The sequence below is a fragment of the Nocardia sp. NPDC052316 genome, from assembly GCF_044547795.1.
GTDB lineage: Bacteria > Actinomycetota > Actinomycetes > Mycobacteriales > Mycobacteriaceae > Nocardia.
This window is the reverse complement of sequence record NZ_JBIUBB010000007.1, coordinates 247466-267374: the sequence shown is the minus strand read 5'-3', so window position 1 is coordinate 267374 and position 19909 is coordinate 247466. Positions and strand designations below refer to the sequence as shown.

Genomic DNA, 19909 nt, shown 5'->3' with positions numbered 1-19909 from the left:
TTCAGTCATGCCAGCACTTCGTCCATGACACCGATGCTCACTATTCGGCAATCGATGGCGGCGGGTCCGATAACGCGGCGCGCCCATGCGGATCCGACCGCATGTCTCGGCTGGATATCGGCTGTTTGCCGTCGCTTTCGAAGTGGCTGTGCGCCAAATGATGACGCGGGCCGGGGTGCACAGAATTGTGCGGCGTAACAGGGTGCCGTGAGCAGACTGAGGTGCATGAGTCAGATAGTCGGCGACAGCGACCTGTGTCCCTTTCCCTCCCGTCGCACCGCACGGTTCGATCCGCCGGCTGCCTACTCGGAGCTGCAGGCGACGGCGCCCTTCCAGCGGGTTCGACTGGCCAGCGGGCTACCGGCGGTGCTCGTCACGCGACACGAACACGTCCGGCGTCTGTTGGACGACGACCGATTGAGCTCGGACGAGGGCGTGCCAGGCTACCCCTTCCTATATGAGGGCGCGTTCGCCTCGCCGCTCAAAGACACCTTCATGCGAACCGACGGGGAATCGCATCTGCGGGTGCGCCGCATGCTCGCCAAAGAATTCACCGCGCGCCGGGCCGGCGAACTGCGGCCGGCGGTGCGGACAATCGTCGATGCGTGTATCGATGCAATGGAAGCAGGCGGTAACACAACCGATCTGGTTTCCGCGTTCGCGTTTCCGGTGCCGTCGAGCATGATCTGCCGACTCTTGGGTGTCCCGGTCGAGGATCGGCCGGTCTTCGAGCAGAACACTCGCGCGATGATCGACATCGCGAGCACCCAGGAACAGGTCATGGGGGCAATGGGGGCCATCATGGGCTACCTGGACGGGCTGTTGACCAGGAAAGAGACCGAACCCGCGGACGACCTGCTCAGTCGCCTGGTGCACGAACAGCTGCTTGCGGGCCGGATCGAGCGGCCGGAGCTCGTGCAGATCGCACTCATTCTGCTGGTGGCCGGTCACGAGACCACGGCCACGATTATCGGCTTGGGCGTATTCGCGCTGCTCGAGCATCCCGAACAGCTGGCAAAGCTGCAGGCGCAACCCGACCTGTGGCCCTCGGCGGTGGAGGAGCTGCTGCGCCACCAGACGATCGTGCAGAATCCGGTGCAGCGCGTCGCCACGGCCGACATCGAGATCGACGGAGAAACGATCCGTGTCGGCGAGGGCGTCGTCATGGTCCTGGAAACCGCGAACCGGGACCCCAGAGCGTACGACCAGCCCGATGTGCTGGACATCTCGCGCAACCCGCGCAATCACCTGTCCTTCAGCTTCGGCCCGCACCACTGCCTGGGGCACGCCATTGCCCGAATGGAACTGGAAGAGGTCTTCTCCCGCTTGTTCGCGCGGCTGCCCGGTCTGCGGCTCGCGGTGCCGAGCGCCGAGGTCACCATGCGTCCGCCGTCGGTCGGCCTCTACGGGGTAGAGAGTCTTCCGGTCGCGTGGTGAGCACGGTCCCTGCCGATTTGAGCGCGTCTGTGCTGTTGTCCCGCGAGGACTTCGTGATGGCCAACCATCACGTGCACGGTACGAGCGTGCTGCCGGGCGCGATTTTCCTCGATCTGCTCTGGCGGCTCGCACGGGCGCGCGGGATCGAAGGATGCATTCGAGTCGATGACATCGTGTTCGAGGAGCCGGTGGTCACCGACCAGCACGGCGACCGGCGCCTGCGACTCGGACTCACCCGTCGGGAGGGAGAGTTCGACGTCCTCATCACGAGTGTGCCGGTGCGCGGCAATGGCATTGCGGGGACCGTCCGGCGCCATATGACCGCGACGATGCGGATCCTCGCCGAGGCTCCGCCGAGTGCCGCCCCGCCCGCCCGCGACGGTACTCGTTTCAAAAACATGGCGGACCTGTACGCGCAGGCTCGATCCGAGCACATCGTGCACGGCACGCCGATGCGGGTCTCCGGCGAACTGCGCGACACCGGCGCCGGGCTGATCGCCGATATCGCGCTCGATCCCGCCCATCCGGCACCGTCGGGATTCCACCTGCACCCCGCACTGTTGGATGCCTCGACCCTGATCGCCTTCGCGCACACCCCGAAGCTCGAGTACCCCTACATCCCGATCACGATCGCGGCAGCGACGCTGGTAGCTCCAATCTCCGAACCCGGGTGCCGGGTGTGGGTACCGGCCGAAGAGGTGCACGCCGATACCTCGGATGTGATGCACAACAGCTACGAAATACTCGATGCGACAGGCGGTTTGGTCGCCCGCATCGAGCGGCTTGCGTGTAAACGGATCCGTCATCCGCTGCTGATCTCCGGCCTCACCGACGACGATATCGACGGGTCGCAAGGAGTCGTCGCATCGCCGTCGGCGTCCGGCCCGCCGTCGCGGCCGGCCGGCGCAGCATCCATCCGCGACTGCGTGCGCGCGGAAGTGGCAGCGCGGCTGGGGGTTCCGGCGCAGTCGATCGACACCGGCGCGGGATTCTATGCCCTCGGGCTGGATTCTGTCGCGCTGCTCGGATTGTCCGCGATCATCGGCGAAAAGCTCGGTGTCAGGCTCTATCCCACGGTGCTCTTCGAATTCGGCACCGTCGACGACCTCGCCGAGCACCTGATGAGCGAGCACCGGCTCGACCACCGAGACTTCGAGGCCGTCGCCGACGTGCAGCGGGAGCAACCCTCGTCCCTCGCGCAGCCCGAGGCGCAGGCGTGGCAACCGTGCTGGGTGGACCTGGACGACAAGGGCACTCGGCCTTCCGGCGGTCACAGCGCGATCGGATTGGTGATCTCCGACCCCGGGGCGCGGGCACCATTGCGGGGGGCGCTCGAGCTCGCGGGATGGTCGGTGATCGAGTATTCCGCTGTGCCACAGGCGCCCGATCCGGCGATCGCCTGGTGTGTGGTGGCCGCCGCCGATCAGGTGGCCGCGGTCGAGGCTTACCAGGATCTCGTCCGCGAACTGGGCCGCAGAGCAGCCGAGCCGTCCGCCGCCGTCGTACTCGGCATAGGGGACGACCCTGCGCCGGAACTGCTCGGGACCGGTGCTTTTTGCCGTACCGCGACTGCGGAAATCCGAACGCTGTCAGCGGCGGTCATCGCGGCGGACACCGTTACGGAGCTCTCCGCCGTCGTTGCGGGCCTCACGACTGTGCTGCGCACGAAGAAGTCCGGCCTTTTCCGGCTGCGACGAGGAGTTCTGCAAACACTCGACTATCGCCCGGCCGACTTCGCCGCCGAATCCGCGCTCCTGCGCGCCGGTGGTCGGTACCTCATCACCGGCGGGGCCGGCGGGCTCGGCACGTGCCTGGCCGAATACCTGATAACTACGCACGCCGCCGCAGTGCACCTCACCGGTCGCAGGCCGGTTGGCCAAGCCGTCGACGCTCGGCACGCGACATGGCGATCCAGCGGTGCGACCGTCACCTATACGCAATGCGATGTCGCAGACGCACAAGACTGCGTCGCCCTGGTTGCCGCGTTGACGCGCGAGCACGGCGCGATCGATGGTGTCTTTCATCTCGCGGGTGTGCTCGACGACTCGGTGTTCATCACGGGATCGACGCAGCGAACCCGCGCCGTAGCCGCACCCAAACTCGGTGGCGCGCGACAGCTGTGGCGCGCGTTCGACGGTGCGGATCTGGACTTCTTCGTGTCCTTCACGTCCATCTCCGGTGTGCTGGCGAACCCAGGGCAGAGTGCGTATGCCTACGCCAACTCCAGCCTCGACTTCTGGAGCCTCGCCGAGCACGACACCTCGTGCGAAGTGCGGACCATCGCATGGCCCTACTGGGCGGATGGGGGCATGCGCTCCGGGAGCGCCAACGGTGGTCGGTCGGCCGACCTGCCCACCGGCACCGGGTTGCAACTGCTCGAAAAGCTGTTGCGGCGCAACGGTGCTCGGCATCTGTGCGTCACCTACGGTGCCCCTGACGAAGCGCAGGCGGCGATGGTGGCTTACCCGACAGCGCACTTCGAGCCGGTGGCAGCCGAACCTGCCGAGTACGCCACCGGAAAAGGCACCTCCGACAACTCGATCGGTGCGGCCGAACCGATCGCGGTCATCGGGCTGGCCGGAAGTTACCCGGGCGCGGCGGATCTGCGTGCCTTCTGGCAGCTGCTGCAGGCGGGCGAGGACGCGGTCAGCGAGATTCCCGACGATACCTGGCCCGAGCCGCTGCCCTACAGTGCGGCAGGCACGCGCGGCACGTCCTACGGCCGCTGGGGTGGATTGCTCTCCGAGCGTGACCATTTCGCTCCCGCGTACTTCGGCATCAGCCGCCGCGCGGCCGAGTCGATGGACCCGCAGGAGCGGCAGTTCCTGATGACCGCATGGCGGGCGCTCGAGGATGCCGCTCGACCACCGGAGTCGTTGCGCGCGGAGACCGTCGGTGTCTTCTGCGGCGTCATGTGGAACCACTACCAGCTCTATCAGGACGCCGACGGCGTTTCTCCGTCGGCGCTGCACTCGACGATACCGAATCGGGTCTCCTACACCTTCGACTTCACCGGACCGAGCATTGCCTTGGATACCGCGTGCTCCAGTTCCCTTGTCGCCGTGCATCTCGCGGTGCAGAGTCTGCGCAGCGGCGAGTCCACCATGGCGCTGGCCGGTGGTGTCAACATCACGACGCACCCACACAAGTACGTGCAACTGTCCGCGGACAGCTTCTTGTCGCGTACCGGCAAGTGCCGGACCTTCGGCACGGGCGCCGATGGGTACGTGCCCGGCGACGGCGTCGGCGTCGTAGTACTGAAACCATTGCGTCGAGCCGTGGCCGATGGGGACATCGTGCACGCGGTGATTCGCGGTACCTCGATGAATCACAATGGTCGTTCGGCCGGATTCACCGTCCCCGATCCGGCGGCGCAAGCGGCGTTGATCGCCGCGGCGTTGCGCGCCGCCGACGTCAAACCTGCCGAGGTCGGCTATCTCGAGGCGCACGGTACCGGGACAGCCCTCGGCGATCCGATCGAAGCGACTGCGATTCAGCGTGAGATGTCTTCCGGCCGCGCGGATACCGAGCGCCTGTCCGTCGGTTCGGTGAAGACCAATATCGGGCACCTGGAGAGCGCGGCAGGCATCGCGGGCCTGACCAAGGCCATTCTGCAGATCGAACACGGCCGGATCGTCCCGACGCTGCACTCCGGCGAGCTCAACGCCGCCGTCGTCGAGGCCGCGCCGTCGCTCGAGTTTCCGCAGCGCGGCATTCCGTGGCCGTCCCACTACGCTTCCCGCATCGCCGGCGTGAGCGCCTTCGGGGCCGGCGGCACGAATGTGCACGTGATCGTGGAGGCCGCCCCCGAACGCAGTGCGTCGCGGCCCGGGGATCGGATCGATCGTGAAGTCGCGGTGCTCCTTTCGGCCGATTCGGTTGTGTCGCTGCGCACCTTCGCCACGGATCTGCGCCGGTGGCTGCACAGCGCGGAAGCGGTGTCCCAGGACGCCGTCGACCCGGCTGTCCTCGATCGAGCCGCGGCCGTTCTCGGCGTGCCCGGTCATGAGATCGACGTCGACTGGGCGTTGGCGGACCTGGGATTCGATCGGACGATGCTGGAGGCCGTTGCCGGCCCCGGCAGTTTCGACCAGTGGGCCGAGCACGATCTCGCGAGCCTCACCTTGCGTGCGTTGATGACCGCACCCACCGGCGATCCGCTGCTCCGTGACATCGCGTACACGCTCCGTGTCGGCCGGCGACCCCGCAAGGTGCGACTCGCGGTCACCTGCACCACGCTGGACCAACTGGCGGCCGCCCTCGGTGCCTACGCCGAGGGGCAGGACGAGGGCCCGCATCATCACAGCGGCGCGGCGACGAACGCCGTCGACGGCGTCGCGCGAAGAGGCCGAGCCCGCGATCTCGCGCTGGCGTGGTGCGCCGGAGTTCCGCTCGATCCGGACCTCGCGCCGGCCGGGCGGCGATTGAGTCTGCCGATAGCGCCGCTGGAGACGGAGATATGCCGGCTCGGCGGCTGGCACAACCGCAACAGCCCGCCCGAGCCCCCGCGCTCCGCGGCCGTCGAAGGGCAGGTCTCAGAGATGCCGCAATCACCCGAATCCGTTTCAGGCCACTCGTTTTCGTTGCTGCCGGACGGCATCGCGCTGCTTCGGCTCGACTCACCCGAGACGCACAACATGCTGACCGATGAACTGCTCGCGCTGCTCGCAACAGCGCTCGAGCGCGTCCAGGCCGACGACGCGGTGCGGGTCTTCGTCATCTGTGGCAACGGCACAGAGTTCTGCTTGGGCGGCACACCCGAGGCGGTCAGCGACGTCGCCACCCAGCGCACCACGTTCGCCGATGCCGCCGTGATCTACGAAGGCCTGGCGACGTGCCGCAAACCCGTCGTTACGGCCTTGGCGGGCAATGCGTTCGGCGGCGGCCTCGCGTTCGGTCTCTACGGTGACCTCGTCGTCATGTCGCGCGACGCCTACTACAGTGCGAACTTCCTTCGCTACGGGATCACCCCCGGTCTGGGCGCCACCTACATTCTCGAGCGGCGGATGGGCGGCCCGCTGTCCCAGGAGATGCTCATGAGTGGCCGTGAGTATTCCGGCCGCGAGCTCGAACGCCGCGGCGCGTCGGTCAACTTCTGCGACCCCGATCAGGTGGTGGCCGAGGCGATGTCGCTCGCACGCACCGTCGCAGGCCATCCACCGGCCGCGGTACAGCAGCTGAAGGCGCACCTTTCGTCCGCGTCGCGGCAGGACCTGCCCACCACGATCGCGGCGGAGATGGACATGCATCGGCGACTGTCGATGCGCGCCGAGACGGAGCCCGTGGCGGCCGCGCAGAGCTATCCCCGCGTGGCGGATCGGGTGGCGGTGCCGGACTTGACCGAAGCGATTGTGGCCAGTGTGGCCGACATTCTCTTCGCCGAGCCGGACGAGATCGACGGCCGGGTGTCCTTCCGCGATCAGGGCCTGGACTCGGTGGGCGCGGTGCAGTTGGTCCGTGACCTCAACGAGCGATTCGACACCGATCTCGAGTCGACGGTCGTCTACGAGCACCCGACCGTCGAAGAGCTCGCGGAGTACCTGGCGAGTGAGGTGCAAGCCACCGCCTTCCTGGCGGATGCCGCACGCGCAACGCAACCCGCGCCGGAGGCCGGAGCACCACCGGTACCCGCGCCGGATGTCGCGGGAACATCGGCACCCGCGCCGGAGGCTTCCGTCGTGGGCCGAATGGCTGCTCAGACCGTCGAGCCCGAGCCCGCCGCGGCGAAACACCCTGCCGACGGCGCGATCGCCGTCGTCGCCATGGCCGGGCGGTGGCCCGACGCCGACGACGTGGAGCAGTTCGCCCGTAATATCGCGGCGGGGCGGAGCTCGATCACCGACGTGAGCCGCGGCAGGTGGGATCTTTCCGCGCTGTACGCGCCCGGCCGCCACGAGGGCAAGACGTCCAGCCGCTGGGCCGCGCTGCTGAACGACGTCGAAAGCTTCGACCATGCGTTCTTCAACCTGTCGCCGCTCGACGTCGCCGCCATGGACTGCCAGCAGCGGCTTTTTCTCACCGAGTCGTGGAAGGCGCTCGCGGCCGCGGGGCATCTGTCCGATGCCCGGGGTCGCGGTTGCACCGGCATCTACGTGGGCTGTGCGCCCGGCGACCACGGTGAGCGCCTGCGGCCCGTGGACAAGCACGAGACGGCCCAAGCCTTTCTCGGCGGTTCGGCTTCGATTCTCGCCGCGCGGATCGCTTACTTTCTCAACCTCCGTGGACCGGCGATCGCCGTCGACACGGCATGCTCCTCGTCTCTCGTCGCGGTCCACCTCGCCTGCCAGGCGCTGCTGACCGCAGAGGTGGACACGGCCGTCGCCGGTGGGGTCGCGGTAATGGAAACGCCGTCGCTGCAGGTGCGTTCGTCACAGGTGGGCATGCTGTCGCCGACCGGGACCAGCGCCCCCTTCGACGCCGCGGCGGACGGCATCGTGCTGGGCGAGGGCGTCGGCGTCGTCGTGCTGCGCCGGTTGTCGGATGCGCTGCGCGACGGTGATCAGGTCCTCGCGGTGCTGCGCGGCACCGGCGTGAACGGCGACGGGCACACCAACGGGATCACCGCGCCGAACGCAGCGGCTCAGGCCGAGTTGATGACGCGTACGTTGCGGCGTGCCGGTGTCGCGCCGGGTGAGGTCTCCTTCGTCGAAACCCACGGTACGGGTACACCTTTGGGAGACCCGATCGAAATCTCGGGCCTGATCGAGTCACTCGCCGCCGACCAGCCCGCGTGGCTCGGCTCGGTCAAGGCGAATATCGGCCACACGACCACCGCGGCGGGCATCTCTAGTCTGATCAAGACCATCTTGTGCATGCAGATGGAGATCGTTGCGCCACTGGTCAATCACGGCGTCCGGAACCCGGCGATCGGCGACCTCGGCCGCTTTCGGATACCAACTCGGAAGCAGCCGTGGCCATTTCACTCGGCAGTCCCGCGGACAGCCGTGGTTGCGAGCTACGGTTTTTCGGGCACGAACAGCGTTGCGATAGTTCAGGATGTCGCCCCGTCACTGCCGTGGCGGGCCGATGCGGCCGAAGAGATCTCGGCCGACCGGACGAATGTGTCGAGTATCCGCCTCGCGGCGGACGACCCCGTCGTTTCCGAGCATGTGGTGGTCGGACAACGACTGCTGCCCGCCGCCGCGACCGTCGAGTTCACCCGAACCCTGCTGAGTGCGCAGTCGGACGCGGAATTCATCCTGCACGGGGTTCGCTGGCGGGCCCCGGTGATCGTCGATGACACCGCGGTCGTCACGGTGAACGCCGCACTGCCGGACGGCGATACGGATTCGGCGAGTCGCTCGATCTCGATCCAGTCGGCGGGCGAAGTACCTGCTGTGACAGCGTCACTGGAGCTATCGGGCACGTCCAGCGACAGACCGCGAACCCTCGACATCGCTGAGCTCTCGGCGAGATGCCGACGCAGCGTCTTCACCGATCGCCTGTACGCCGACTTCGCCGACGCCGGTCTGGCGTACGGTCCACGCTATCGCAGGCTGACCGAGGTCCTGGTGGGGGAGGATCTCGTAGTAGGCACCTTGGATCCGGCAGTCGCCGGGTTCGGCGCGGAAACAGCGATGATCGATGCGGCCCTGCAGTCGCTCGGTGCCCTGCCCGGACTCGGCGACGGGTCTGCTCTGGTTCCGGTTGCGGCGCAACGAATCTCGATCTGGGGACCGGCGACTCGCGCCACCACCGTGGTCGGCGAGCGGACCGGCACCACCTACCGGGTGGTGCTCGCGGACTCGAATGGCGTGCCGCTGCTCGAATTCGACGGGTTGCGACTGTACCCGATGAGCATCGAGCAAGCGCGGCAACCGATTCCGGTCGTCGATCGCGGCACACCCGGGTTGGTGTACACGCCGGCGTGGGTACCGCTCGACGAGAGTCCGATGGACCGTGCGCAAGACGGAGAAGTCCTGGTCGTCGCGGAACGGTCCCGGTACGAACTAGGCGGGGCGCTCTTACAGGACGCCGGTGGCAGGGCGACCCTTGTTCCGTTCGAGCAGCCGTCACCCGGTGCGCTGAGCGCGAGCGTGCGCTCGGTCATCGTGCTACCCGGAAGTGCCCGGGCCACCACATTGTCGGACACGCTGTCGCTGCTCGGCACCTGGTATCGCGTTCTCCGTGACGAGTTCGGCTCGGACCCGCTGCAGCTGTCGCTGATCACTCGACATGGCGTTCGTATCGCCGAGCGCGAGGTGCCCGACGCACTGAACAGTGCTGTGCACGGGTTCGCTGGCGCGGTCGCCGCCGAGCAGCCGACCTGGGCGGTGCGCTGCATCGATGTGCTGAACGACGACGTGGACCTCGATGAAGTCCGCGAGGCCATGCTCATCCACACTCCGAACGACTCGTCGCACCGGGTCCTCGCCCTGCGTGCGGGGCGACTTTTTCGCCGAGTATTCCGGGCGTCGCCCGGCGACGGCGGGCAGCGCCTCGCGCTCGGCGGACGCCTGGTGGTGATCGGTGCGACCGGCGCGATCGGCCGGACGATCTGTGCGGCGGCGCAGGGTCCATGCACCCAGGTGTGGATCGGGCGCAGATCGGCGGAGCAGGTCGCCGAGCACCTCGAGTCCGCGGGCGGCTCGGTCCATTACCTGCAAGCCGATGTCGGGGATACGGCGAGTATCGGTCCGGCGTTGCGCGAGGCGGAGCGGCTTCTCGGAGCGATCGATACGGTTGTTCACTGCGCGGGCGAGCTGCGCGATCGCCGGATAGCGGACCTCACCGACGAGGACTTCGCGGCGGTCCTGCGGCCGCGCGTTGACGGCATGCGAAACCTGTTCGCGCACAACTTCGATCATTCGGATCCGAAATTCCTGGTCACTTCGTCGGCCGCGGCGTTCGTCGACTCCGGTGGCCAGGCCAACTACGCGGCGGCCTGCTGCGCACTGGATGCCATTGCGGTGGCCGCCCGTTCGCGCGGGCGCGACGTCACCGTCGTCAATTGGGGCTATTGGGATGTCGGTGTCGCGTCGACGTCCTACCACCGCGCGCTCATGGCCGCGGACGGGATCGTGCCATTGGCCGCGAACCAGGCCATCTCAGCTCTGGCCGAGGTGCTGGCGGCGGGGCACGGGCAGGCCCTCGTCCTCGCCGCAAACGCCGAGGGGCTCAGCCATTTCGGTATCGATGAGGTACCAAAGCCGTTGCGTAGCAGCGAAACTGTTGCGATGTCCGTCGGCAGCGACGCGGCCGGCCGAGTGCAGCAAGCGCGACACTGCATTCGGCGGGCGTTCTGTGAGGTGCTCGGGTTCGGCGAGGATGAACTGAGCTTGGACGCGACCTTCGAGACCTACGGCGTCAGTTCGGTAGTGGGCGTCCAGCTCCTGGAACGGCTCGAGCGCGACATCGGCCCGCTGCCACCGACCTTGCTCTACGAAGAGCAGACTATCCGGGCTCTCGCAGACCGCATCGCCGGCGAGTACCCCGGCAAGTTGGCCGACAACGAGCACACGCAGAAGACTGCCGGCCCTGTTGGCAAGCAACAGGTTTCGCAGGCCGCCGACGCCGCCGTCGACTCCCGGAAGGCGAGCTCGAGCGGGGACGTCGCGGTGATCGGCCTGGCGGGGAGGTACCCGGGCGCTCCCGACATCGCCACCTACTGGCAGAACCTGCTCTCGGGCGTCTGCTCGTTGACCGAGGTGCCCGCCGAGCGGTGGAATTGGCGGCGGCACCCGGACCCGCGCCGGGGTCTACAGCCCTACCAGGCATGGGGTGGCTTCCTCACCGACCCGTACTGCTTCGATACTGGATTGTTCGGGGTACTACCCAAGGTCGCCGAGGACATCGATCCGCAGGAGCGGCTCTTCTTGGAGACCAGCTGGGATCTGCTCGAGCGCACGGGCTATCTGAACGACGAATCGCAGGCTTGCGCCACCGGGGTGTTCGTCGGTGTCATGTACGGCGGCTACGGCGAGGTCGGCGCCAGGCTGGCCGAGCACGGCACGCCGAACGGTGCGCACACGGCGTACTGGTCCATCGCCAACCGCGTCTCCTACACGTTGAACCTTTCCGGGCCGAGTATGGCGGTGGATACCGCCTGTTCGTCGTCCCTCACCGCAGTGCATCTCGCGGTCCAGAGCCTGCGCGACGGTGAATGCGATATCGCCGTGGCGGGCGGGGTCAATCTCATCGCACACCCTTCCCACCTGATGTCGCTCGGCGAACGCAACATGCTGGCTGCGGACGGCCACGTGAAGGTATTCGACGACGCGGCGGACGGTTATGTCCCCGGTGAGGGCGTCGGTGCTGTGTTACTCAAGCCGCTCGACGCGGCACTGCGGGACGGCGACGATGTCTGGGCGGTGATCAAGGGGACCGCGGTGAATGCCGGTGGTCACACCAGCGGGTTCACCGTGCCCAACCCGCAAGCCCAAGCGGAGGTCATAACCTCCGCTGTCCGGAAGGCCGGGACGGCGCCGGAGTCGATCTCCTATGTCGAGGCGCACGGTTCCGGAACCGCGCTGGGCGATCCCATCGAGATCTCCGCGCTCGGCACGGCATTCCGGCGGCTCGGGTCCGCATCCGCGCCGCCCTGGGTCGGGTCGGTGAAGTCGAATATCGGTCATCTGGAGGGTGCGGCGGGTATCGCCGGTCTGACGAAGACCGTGCTGCAGCTGCGGCACCGAACGTTGGCGCCGATGGTCGGTCTGGACACCGTCAATCCGCGCATTCCGTTCGACGAGGTCGGGACGCAGCCGGTGCGCAGCCTGACCGGCTGGCTGCCGGGCCCGGATGGGCAGCCACTCCGCGCGGGTGTCAGCTCATTCGGAGCGGGCGGGACAAACGTGCACGTTGTCGTCGAAGAAGCACCAGCTCGACGGGCTATGACGGCAGTCGACGGCCCGTTCCTTGTGCTGCTGTCCTGCCCCGATATGGCGAGGCTGCGCGAATATGCCACAGATATCGCGGATTTCGCGCTTGGCCTGAGTTCGAGCGAGATCGCCGGGATGGCATGGACCAGTCAAACCGGTCGGCGCTCATTCGGGTACCGGCTGGCGGTGCGGTGTGCGAGTGGCGACGAACTTGCCCGGCAACTACGCAGCTTCGCGGTTGCGGCCGACGCCCGGACCGGTGATGGGATTTTCGTAGGTACACCTGGTACGCGCAGAGCCGCTGCGGAGGATGCCGTCGACGACGAAGCGCTGCGGCGGCGAGACCTCGAACGGCTGGCCCAGTTGTGGGTCGATGGGGCGCGTATCGCTTGGAAACAGCTGTGGCACAAGCATCCCGGCAAACTCGCCTACCCCGGAGTCCCCTTGCGGCGGACCTTCTACAGCGTTCCGAATCCGGCCCTGGAATCCGTGGCGGAATCGTCGGCTCCGTCGAGCGACCCTGGTGCGGCGACGCAAGTGCATTACGAAGTCCCGACGTGGCGACCGTCGCCGCTCGGTGGTTCTCGCCGTGCGGTGCAATCGCTCGGCGTGCTGGTACTCACCGAGGGGGACCGGCCGCTGGCCGTCGAGCTGATCGACGCGGCTCGGCAGCGGGGGATTCGGGCGCATGCACTGGATGGTGCGGCCGGGACCGAAAGCGTCGACGCGCTGGTGCTGCTCTTCGATCCCGAGCTGCTCGATCCGGTCATGCTGGCGGACAACATCATTCGGGTAGTCGTCGAGCAGACACCGGCCGGGCGTTCCGTGCCACCGAAACTGGTGTGCGCGTGGCAGACCGCGACACACCCGGCCGGCCCCGCTACCGCCGGTCTACTCCGCGCACTGGGTGCTGAGCGGCGATTGTCGGCCAGCTCCATCGATTTGGGCGCGATGGATGCTTCGGCGGCCGTCGACGTCCTGCTCGACGAGGTGGGCAGGGACGAGTCGGCCGAGGTGCGCTACCGAGACGGACACGCTTCCGCCCGAGAGATAGCGGCAATGGTCGAGGTCGACATGCTGGCGGGCACTGCGTGGACTGCTGGGCCCGGTTCATACGTCATCAGCGGCGGGGGCGGGAAACTCGGGCTCGCGACCGCGGCATGGCTCGCCGACGCCGGGGCAGGCACGGTATGGCTGCTGGGCCGTTCCGCGGCCGGCCCGGAAGTGCGCGCGCTCACCAGTCGCTATGGTGCGGGCCGGATCAGGTTCCGGCAGGTCGACGTGACCGATGCCGACGCCGTCGGACGCGTGCTCGACGAGGCAAGAGCTGCCGGGCCGCTGCGTGGCGTCGTACACGCCGCAGGGCTGCTGCGGGACGCACCTGCCGCGGAGAAGACCGCGTCCGACATCGCGCTGGTGCTGTCGCCGAAGGTGACCGGAGTGCGGATTCTCGACGCGGCCACCGCCCAGGACCCGCTCGAATTCTTCGTCGCGTACTCGTCCCTGGTGTCGCGCAACGGAAGTCCCGGCCAGTCCGACTACGCCTTCGCCAACGCCTATCTCGACGCCGCCTGCCTGCAGCGCGCGCAACTACGGCGGGCAGGGCAGCGATCGGGCAAGACGGTGTCGATCGGCTGGCCGCTGTGGGCGGCGGGCGGCATGCGCATGCCTGCGGCGGTCGTCGAGCGGCTGCGCAGGCTCCACGGCATGGTTCCGATGTCGACCGTGGCGGGTTTCGAAGCGCTCGCCAGGGCGCTCAGGTCCGAGTATCCCGTCGTTCAGGTGACCGAGCTGCAGACGCAACGGTCCCTCCCACCAATGGTTGCGGACCCGCCTGCCGCACCGGCGCCTGCCGAGCAGGTGCTCACGGAAGTGCGGCGGCACGCTGCGGAGTTTCTGCTGGTGCCCGCGTCGGAGGTCGATCTCGACGCCGAGCTGCTCGAGCTCGGCTTCGATTCGATCTCGCTGACGGAACTGGTCGAGCGGCTCAACGCCGTCTTCGGCACCAGCGTGCGGCCGACGGCTGTTTTCGACAATCCCACCCTCTTGCGTCTGGCCGCCCACTTCGCGGAGTCGGCCGATGCGCCACCCCCGAATCCGCAGTCGGACTCGGGGTTTCGCGGTGCCGCCGCGGGTCGGCCGTCGCCCATATCCGCCGACCGTGACAGCATCCAGGACGTCGCGATCATCGGTATGGCCGCGACGATCGCCGCCGCCGCTTCCAGCGCACAGTTGTGGGAGTCGCTGCTCGCGGGGCACGACCTCGTGCGTCCGGTGCCGGCCGGGCGGCACGAGCTGTGTGACGATCCGGCAATGGCCGGGGTCCGCGGTGGTTTCCTCAGCAGCGCAGCGGATTTCGACGCCGACTTCTTCGGCATCGCGCCGCGCGAAGCGGCGGTGATGGACCCGCAGCAGCGCCTGTTCGCAACCGTGTGCTGGGAGGCGATCTGGGACGCGGCTCTGGCACCGGAAGACCTGCGGGGCACCGCGACCGGGGTGTTCGCCGGGGTGTCCACGATGGACTATCAGGATTTGATGTCAGCGCGGGGGGTACCGGATCGCGCCCACTCCGCAACAGGACTTTCGCACGCTGTTCTCGCCAACCGCGTGTCACACCTGCTGGACCTGCACGGTCCGAGCGAGGCGATCGATACCGCGTGCTCCAGCTCGCTCGTCGCGGTGCATCGCGCGATTCGTGCGTTGCGTTCCGGGGAATGCACGCAGGCGTTGGTCGGCGGGGTCAATCTCACGCTGACGGCGGGCCTGTATCGGGCCTTCACCGACGCCGGAATGTTGAGTGCGCAAGGTCGTTGCGCCACTTTCGATGCCGGAGCGGATGGGTATGTCCGCGGTGAGGGTGCGGGTGCCTTGCTGCTGAAGCCCCTGTCGGATGCCCTGCGGGACGGTGATCGCGTGCACGCGATCATCCGAGGGAGCGCGGTGAACCACACCGGGCGCACCGCGTCGCTGACGGCGCCCGCACCGCAGGCGCAGGGCGCGGTGATCCGGGCGGCGTATCGGGACGCCGCCACCGAACTCGCCGCGCTGGACTACATCGAAACCCATGGAACCGGCACGCGGCTCGGTGATCCGGTCGAGATCGACGGCATCAAACAGGCGCTGGGATCCGAGGCGGGCGGGCGGGTGCTGCTCGGCTCGATCAAAGCTTCGGTCGGCCATCTCGAGGCCGCCGCGGGCATGGCCGGGTTGGTCAAGACCGTGCAGATTCTGCGGCACCGCAAGGTTCCGGGTCAGCTGCATCTGCGGACGCTCAACCCACAGATCGACATAGCGGATACGGCCCTGCACATTCCGACGGACTCGGTCGACCTGCCGACCGACCGCGAGATCATTGCCGGGGTCAGTTCTTTCGGGTTCGGGGGAACGAATGCGCACGTGGTGCTCGCGTCCGCGCCTCCGACAGCGCCGGTGGTCGCGACCGGGAATCGGCAGCAGGAGCTCGCAATACCGGTGGCGGCGCACGACGAGCAGAGGTTGGCGGCCTACGCCCGAGCCCTCGCCGCGGGTGGCACCGACGGTGAGTCCATCGAGCGCGTCGCAGCCACGCTGCGGCGGCGCCACCGTGGCGGGCGGGTCCGAGCGGTACTGATGTGTCGCGACATCGGCGATTTTCGCGCGGCGGCGGGTGCGCTCGGCGCGGGGCAGCCGCACGGACGTTGTCTGCACGGCTCGACGCAGGGTGTGGCCGCGCCGGAACCGGTGGGCCGTTGGCTGGCCGGACAATCCGTCGACTGGCCGGTGGCCGCTGCGCTGACCACACTCCCGGCGCCGCCGTTCCTGCCGGTCCGGCACTGGTTCGAGGAGGCCGAGGCGCCAGCCCCGCCGACGTCGGCACTCGGCGAAACGGACCGGCCCATCGTGGATTCGGATGTGGCGGGCGTGCCCACATCTCCCCTCGAGCCGGGCACGGTGCGTGACGAGGTGGCCGCGATTCTCGGCCTGGCAGTCGGCGCACTCGACACCTCGCGCACGTGGCGAGACCTCGGACTGGACTCCATATTCGCCGTCGACCTGGCCGAGCGACTGACCGGCAAGCTCGGCATCGACGTGACGGCGACCGCCGTTGTGGAGTCGGCGACGGTCGAAGGACTCGAAGCGCACCTCACCGCGCAGTCCGATGGCGCGCGGCCGACCTCGCAGCACAGCTTGGCGGGAGAGCTGGCCCTGTTCCTCGGCCACCTGACAAGCTCGCCGGTCACGGCACCGGCCGACTTCGACTCCGTCGGCCTGTCCTCGATCGACAGGTTGCGCGCCGTCGGTTGCCTGGAGTCCCACTTCGGTCCGCTGCCGAAAACGCTGTTTTACGATTACCCGTCGACGACGAGCCTGGCGGAGTTCTTCCGCCAAACCTTCACAGCCGACGTGGTTTCCGGCTTCACCGCCGCTTCGGTCACGTACTCCACCGAGCCGGCTCCGGTGCCTGCCGCGGGGGAGGTGACCGAGATGTTCGGCGGACGGATGATTCGGCGTGCCGACTTGCCACTGCACGGAAAGCTGGCGGCCGCGGTGACCGAACTGTCGAAGACGTATCGCCTCGAGGATGCCCTGGCGGGTCGCGACATCGCGCCTTTCATCTATCTGCCGGACCACGAGAAGTGGTACCTGGATGTCGGGTGGATCGGCGACGTCGTTCTGGTCTGGGGCTACACCGGTCCTGCGGACTCCGCGATCGACGCGGTGGCGGACTTCGATGCGGTCGTCTCGACGGCGGGTGCGCGACTGAGCGTGCTGTGGCCCGATCCGCTGGACACGGTGCACGACAGGCAGTTCCATGCGACTCCGTTCGGGGTGATGCAGGAGATCGGCGACATCGCGTCGTTCACCGTCACCGGCGGCGAAAAGCGTCGACTGCGCGGCATCATCGGTAAATTCCAGCGGGCAGGCCAGGTTCGGGTCGAGGAATATCAGGTCGGCGCGGCGCCCGGGCACGACCGCGACATCGTTCGGCTCATCGATGCCTGGTCGGACGGCAAGAAAAACGTGAACCCGTACGTCGCCACTATTCGCGCCGAAGTGTCGCGAGGCGAACTGCCCCCGGGCCACCGGGTATTCCTGACCTTCGCCGACGATGTCATCGTCGCGGCGGTGGTGATCTCCCGGCTCGGCGTGCAGAACGGTTATCTGCTGGACGTCGAGTTCTACGATGGGCACACCCCGACCGGCTGTTTGGAATACACGGTGACCGAGATCATCGACCGACTTCGCGCGGAACGGGTCGAGATCTTCAGCCTGGGGGCGATATTCGCAGTGCCGGTGGGAGAATCGGCAAACGCCGATCCCGCCCTCGTCGACGAACTCGCGGGCATGCGCGACGCCGGTCTGACGCCGCTCGGGAACTACCACTTCAAGCGGAAGTTCAAACCGGCCGAGTCGGCGATCTACCTGTGTCAGCCCCGCGGTGAGCGCAGCAGTATTGCGGAGATCTTGCTCTTGATCGGTGATCCGGAGCTGGAAACCCGGGATACGCCCGCTACTCGTCCGTCGGCCGCGCCTGCGCCCGGTGGGCAGGTCGTGGCCGATCGGGTCGGTCGGCCTTCCGGAAATGTCTTGCGACTCGAGCAGGCCGACATAGAGCTCGACCTGATCTCCGACTCCTGGGCCGACCGCGACGACCCCATCGTGCGCGCCCGTCTGTCCGAGTTGTTGGCCGCCGAGCGGGCGGAACCGTCGTGGCTGCCGTTCGAGGAGGTCGTGCTCGCGCCAAGCGGTCGCGAAGCCGAGTCGTTGCTGTGCCGCGCTTGGCCAGGCCCCCGCGGCACCGTGTTGCACAACGGTGTCTTCCCCACCTGGTTGGGTTCGCTGGCTGAAAATCGTTTCACGCCAAGGGCTCTCGACCGGGTCGGCGCCGATGGACTCGCGGTCGCCGTCGAAAAGGGCTTGGCGGCTCTGCCCGGACGGCCTTCCTTCGTGCTGATCGAACTCTGCCCGAATTCGGCTGGTGGCGTTCGGATACCGGACCATCAGCTGGCGCGGATCAGGGCGGCATGTGACCGAGCCGAAACTCCTTTGGTGCTCGACGCTACTCGGGTCGTCGACAATGTGGTCGTCCCCGGGATGAAACCGGCGACGCTTGCCGAGACCCTCGAAGCGACCTTGGGCCACGCCGACACGATCACCATGAGTCTGTCGAAGAATTTCGCGCTGACGGCAGGCGGCCTGGTCGCCACCTCGGATGCGGCACTGAGCACCGGGCTTCGGCGCCAGACCGACGGCGGCAAAGGGGAGTTCTCGGCCCTAGGACGTGCGGTGATGAAGGCCGGTCTCGCCGACCTCACCACCGCTCATCGGTTGGTTGTCGAGCGTCAGGCGCTGGTCGCCGAGTTCGCGCGAATGATTAGGTCCTACGGTGTCCCGACCGTTCCGGCCGAGCCCACCTTCGCTGTCTGCGTGCCGTCCGCCGGGTCGGATGAGGACGCTGCGCTGGGGCTGGCGAGCTCTCTGTACCAGCAGACCGGCGTTCGCGTCGGTCCGCATCTGGCCAGTCCCGTCCATCCAGGGCTCGATGGGCAGGTGCGCGTGGCCGTTCCGATCGGTTATGCGGATCGGGTTCGAGTAAAGATGGCAGCAGTGGCGACCGCGATCGCAGGGATACACGAGCAGCGAACCGTCCTGCGTGCTGTCACTGAGGACGATGCAGCGGCGCCGTGGTTCGCGAACCAGTTGGGACAACTGCGGGAGACCTACCTGACCCATCTGTCCGATCGCAGCGACCACGAGACCACCGTGCCCGGCAATCTTCGTGTCCTTCAACGCTTCTGTCCATCGGTGCGGGCCGCACTCGTCGAGGACGATGAGGGGCAGGTCGAAGTGTTCGAGGCAGGGACGGGTGAGCTGCCGTTGGTGCTGATGCACCCGTTCAATATCGGGGCGGGCATGTTCGCGTACCAGTTCGGGAGGCTGGCTCGGAATCGCCGCATTGTGGTGATCCACCAGCCTGGTGTCGGCCGCACCAGGACGACCAGCAGCCTGAGTCTCGATGGACTGGTGGACCTGCAAATTCGGGTTCTCCACCGCATCGGTATTCATGGCCGGTTCCATGTCGGCGGCGCCTCCGTCGGGTCGATTTTCGCCCAGTGGATGGCGTTGGCTCATCCTGATCGGGTGGCTTCGCTCGCTCTGCTGGGCGGATCCTATAAATTCGCTAATCGCAAGGGACGCATAGACAAACTCGACCAGGTGATCGCCGATGACTTCGACTCGATCGAAGCGGGGGGTGTCGCATTGGGCGGCGAGGTACGAAGAGCTGTGAGTGACCTGCTGATGGAGTCCGAGAGTATGGATCCGCGTACCGGGCTGCGTTATCTGGATCTGTTCGCGAAAGGATCGGATCTCACCGACAAACTGTCGTCGGTGTCGGTGCCCGCCTTGATAGTTCAGGGGCGGCACGACTCGGTGGTCGGCGTGGCCACCGGGCAGTTCATCCACCGCTGCATTGCCGATTCCGAGTATGTAGAACTAGCGAACTCCGGTCACTTCGTCTGCTTCACGGAACCCGACAAGGTCTGCGACTTGGTCGCGGAGTTCGTCGCACGCCATGACGGCGCACATGGGCCGATGCCGTGCGCCACCGTTGACCCACCGATGGGGCGGGCCGAACAGAGCTCGCGTAGCTGATCAGCATGGAGCTCCCG

Annotated in this window: 2 protein-coding genes; both read left to right on the top strand. The window is 67.5% G+C overall.

Annotation, left to right across the window (positions count from 1 at the left end; all coding sequences use genetic code 11):
* Positions 1-225: 225 nt before the first annotated feature.
* Complete coding sequence (locus ACIHA7_RS32765) at positions 226-1437, top strand: cytochrome P450 (protein WP_397294949.1); 1212 nt, start codon at positions 226-228, stop codon at positions 1435-1437.
* Positions 1431-19892 (top strand): SDR family NAD(P)-dependent oxidoreductase, encoded by an 18462-nt coding sequence (locus ACIHA7_RS32760; RefSeq protein WP_397295540.1) that lies wholly within the window; start codon positions 1431-1433, stop codon positions 19890-19892. Before ACIHA7_RS32765 ends, ACIHA7_RS32760 begins: the two co-directional genes overlap by 7 nt.
* Positions 19893-19909 lie beyond the last annotated feature (17 nt).